This window comes from Microcystis sp. M49636_WE2 (assembly GCF_030065375.1).
GTDB lineage: Bacteria > Cyanobacteriota > Cyanobacteriia > Cyanobacteriales > Microcystaceae > Microcystis > Microcystis aeruginosa_C.
This window is the reverse complement of the sequence record NZ_JASJFG010000253.1, coordinates 1-3,826: the sequence shown is the minus strand read 5'-3', so window position 1 is coordinate 3,826 and position 3,826 is coordinate 1. Positions and strand designations below refer to the sequence as shown.

The following is a 3,826-nucleotide window of genomic DNA, read 5'->3' as shown; positions in this document are numbered from 1 at the left end:
ATCAAGGGGAAGCAACCCTTCATCTATATCAGGAAAATTGTCTGTAATGTCTGGCAAAGTAGTCAGCAAAGAAATTAGAGAACCGGAAGAAATCGGCTCAATGATTAAGCGATGACCTTCTTTGCGTAACAAAACCTCTGTACTTGATAGGGCCAGTTCAGGAGGAATAGTTAATACTTGCTCTTGTCCACTTGTTAGTAAAGAAACCTGACGTAAATTTTGCATCTGTTGACCCCTTTGTTAATGATCGCCTTACTATTTTAACTTATTTATCTAGTTATCTCGTTCCCCGGTTTTACCTGGGAACCCTTGATTCAGGTTCTACCTGATAACTGTTTACTGATAACTGTTCACTGAAATTCCAGTTCTTCTTAAATACTACTTTAAGGTAGAGACTTAGATATTAAGTAGGTAGTTGTTAAAAATTGTCAGACACCCCCCTTATTAAGGGGAGCAGGGGGGATCGAAGACAAAATCTATCTTCAATTTAATTAGAACCACTTACTTATCAGCTTAATTTTCTTCCTGCACTTCTGGGGTTGGTTGTGGTAAACGAGCGATAAAATCTTTCATTTGGGGATGATTAAACATTTTCTCCGTATCTTGCAGAAGACGTTTACCCCAGAGATTTTCCCCTAAAAATTCCAGACTGACATAACGACTATCGCTAGTGAGAGCGGCCTGAGCTAATTTGATGCCCTCCTCAGTTTTCCCTTGACTATAAATAGCCACCGCAATAGCTAACTGAGGTTCCGGCTGTTTAGGATCGATTTTCAAAGCAGCCCGCCAATCTTTAAGAGCCGCTTCCTTATCACCCTGTTCGTATTTAACTAAACCAATATTATTAATAGCGGGCCAAAAATCTTTATCTTGACTAACAGCCTTTTCGTAAGCTGCAATCGCCGCAGGATATTGTTCTAACTTGAGATAGGAATTACCGAGATCAAAAAGAGCGGGGGAGATATCGGGTTTCATTTGCAAACCCGCTTCAATTTGGGCAATAGCAGACTTGTAATCTTGATTCTGAAAATAGGCGCTACCGAGGGAAAATTTAATATTAGCGTGGGCATCGGCGGGAGCAAGGGACAAAGATTGATTTAATGCCTCGATACCGAGTTGCACCTGATCGTCTTGCAGATATAAACTACCGAGAATAAACCAAGTTTGATAGAGATGGGGGGCTAACTGCACCGCTAACTTAGCCCGTCCGAGGGCCGCATCGGTACGGCGGAAACGAGCTAATTGGATGGCATCCTCAGCGATTTCAATTCCTGCTTGTTCCATCTGTTCTAACTCCGGTTCGATGGCGTAGGGGAGTAGTGCTTGGGAAAAAGCCAGCGGGCTGCCAGCGACGAAAAAAATGAGCAAAGAAATGATTAATCTAAGTTTTGGCACAGTTTACCCCCGCGATAGGCCTTTTTTAATCAGTCTATCTCGCTTGGGAGTTGTTGGCTAAAGAAACAACAAAGGCAACTCTAGAGACGTTAGTATATAACCAATTACTTTTGGCTGATCGATGGCAATAAGCGTGTTGGGAAAATCAAATCGCCCCCTATTTTGGATATTCGGACTCATGGCTAGTGGTTTTCTGGCGGTGGGAGTGGTTTCTTATCGCTTGCTGCAAACTCCTCCTCCTGCCCTAGAATTAGCGAAAATGACCGTTGCTGCTCAACGGGAAACCCTCACTGTGGAAATTAAAGCTAGTGGTAGGGTGGAACCAATCCAAAGTGTCAACATTAGCCCGAAAAACCCTGGCCGATTAGTGCGATTATTGGTGGATCAGGGCATGATTGTTAAAAAGGGACAAACCCTCGCGGTCATGGATAATTTAGAGGTGTATGCCAAGGGAATGCAGTCAGAAGCGCATCTGCGGGAAGCTCTAGCCAATCTGGAACAGGCTAAACGCAGCATTCCCGAAGATATCCGGCAATTACAAGCCCGATTTTATCAGGCCCAGGCCAGTTATAAGCAATTAGAAGCCCGTTTAGCTCAGGCCAAAGAAAGAATTCCTAAAGATTTAGACCAGCTGCAAGCTCAGGTACAAGCAGCCCAATCCCGTTTTCGACTAGCAGAAAATCGGGTTAAACGCAATGAAAATTTAGTCCAGGAAGGGGCGATCGCTCAAGACCAATTTGATGCCGTCCTCAATGAATATCTCAACGCTAAAGCCAATTTAGACGAATCGATCCGCCGTTTGGAACAAGCAGATAAAACCGCTTCCCCAGAAGTGGCCGGAATTGAGCAGGAAATGATAGGAGCGGCAGCATCGATCGCAGAAGCGAAATTTGCCCTCGAACAACGCCAAAAAACCCAAGAAACCGAGCTGGCTCGACTAGAATCATCTGTAGCGGCCGCCAGGGCCGATTTAGAGCAAATTAAGATTCAATACCGCGATACAGTCATTACTGCTCCCTTTGATGGCATCATCACCCAAAAATACGCCACCGAGGGTTCTTTTGTCACTCCCACCACTTCGGCCTCCAGTACCGCTTCCGCCACTTCCACCTCGATTATCGCCCTAGCATCGGGATTGGAAGTGATTGCTAAAGTGCCGGAAGTAGATGTGGGTTTATTGCAGCGCGGCCAACCCGTGCGCATTGTCGCCGATGCTTTTCCTGAAGAAGTCTTTGAAGGTCGAGTTATTCTCGTGGCTCCCGAAGCAATTATCGAGAATAATGTTACTTCTTTTGAGGTCAGAATCGGTTTGGTGACGGGACGGGACAAACTTAAATCGAAAATGAATGTGGATGTAACTTTTGTCGGCCAGCAGTTAGATAATGCCCTCGTCGTGCCGACTGTAGCCATTGTCACCCGGGAAGGCAAGTCAGGGGTTTTAGTTCCCGATGCCGAAAATAAACCCAGTTTTAAACCCGTTTCGATCGGTTTAGTCCTGGACGATAAAACCCAAATTTTATCAGGTTTGGAAGCCGGAGAAAAGGTCTTTATCGATCTCCCCGAAGGGGCCGAAGATACCTCGAAAACTAATCAAAAATCTCAATAATTTTTCTTAACAAATATCTCCCAATTGTCTTTTTTATGATCGGGCAGGATTCAGGAGAGAGGGGACAGGAGACTATTTTTATTTATTCTACCCACACCCCACACCCCACACCCCACTTCCCAATTCATAATTCATAATTCATAATTCATAATTCCCCTATATGTTTATCATCGAAAGTTTAAAAATGGCCGTCTCCACCCTAGCGGCCAATAAAGTGCGTAGCGGCCTGACCATGTTAGGAATTATCATCGGTAACGCTTCGGTGGTGGCCATGATTGGTATTGGCCAAGGGGCGCAAACCTTAGCCAATGAGCAGTTTGCTAACTTGGGTCCCAATACTCTTTTTGTGGTGCCGGGGTCGCGACAAGCACGCAATACCACCGTTAATTTACCGAAAACCTTGGTTTTAGCCGATGCTCAGGCGATCGCCGAACAAGTTCCCACCGTCGCTGAAGTCGCCCCGGAAATAAACGCTCGTTTCCTGATTTCCTATCGTAATCGCAACATGACGGCTCTAGTCACGGGAAGCACCCCAGAATACGCTTCTGTCCGCAATTTTACCCTAGAAAAAGGTCGTTTTATCAATAATATCGATCTAGCCCGCAACAAACGGGTAACGGTAATCGGCACTGAAGTGGCGGCGCAACTTTTCCCCACCCAAAATCCCCTCGGTCAACAGCTGCGGATCAAAAATCTCAGTTTTGAGGTGATCGGGATTTTAGAGGCGAAAGGCTCCTTTTTTGGCAATAATCAGGATGAAATGCTGATTATTCCCCTTAGCACCATGAACTCGCAACTGGTGGGCAAAACCGGACCCTACGGTGT

4 protein-coding genes are annotated in these 3,826 nt (G+C 45.5%); 2 read left to right on the top strand and 2 right to left on the bottom strand.

What is annotated here, in order from left to right; all coding sequences use genetic code 11:
- Together PX484_RS06120 and PX484_RS06115 are read right to left on the bottom strand one after the other, a co-directional pair.
- Positions 1-225 (bottom strand): antitoxin (locus tag PX484_RS06120; RefSeq protein ID WP_288103154.1); only part of this gene is annotated, 225 nt, incomplete at its 3' end.
- 288 nt (positions 226-513) lie between these two features.
- Positions 514-1,395: a tetratricopeptide repeat protein gene (locus PX484_RS06115; protein WP_002803728.1), complete on the bottom strand. Its 882-nt coding sequence runs from the start codon at positions 1,393-1,395 to the stop codon at positions 514-516.
- Positions 1,396-1,516: 121 nt separating this feature from the next.
- Here PX484_RS06115 and PX484_RS06110 point away from each other — a divergent pair, with 121 nt between their 5' ends.
- Together PX484_RS06110 and PX484_RS06105 are read left to right on the top strand one after the other, a co-directional pair.
- A complete protein-coding gene (locus PX484_RS06110) occupies positions 1,517-3,001 on the top strand; it encodes an efflux RND transporter periplasmic adaptor subunit (protein ID WP_002803726.1) in 1,485 nt (494 codons plus the stop codon).
- Positions 3,002-3,161: 160 nt separating this feature from the next.
- The coding region (locus PX484_RS06105; protein ID WP_288103152.1) for an ABC transporter permease at positions 3,162-3,826 on the top strand (665 nt) is incomplete at its 3' end.

Coding starts and splice junctions, on each gene's coding strand:
- PX484_RS06110 (WP_002803726.1), top strand. CDS start 1,517: ATGGCAATAAGCGTGTTGGGAAAATCAAATCGCCCCCTATTTTGGATA.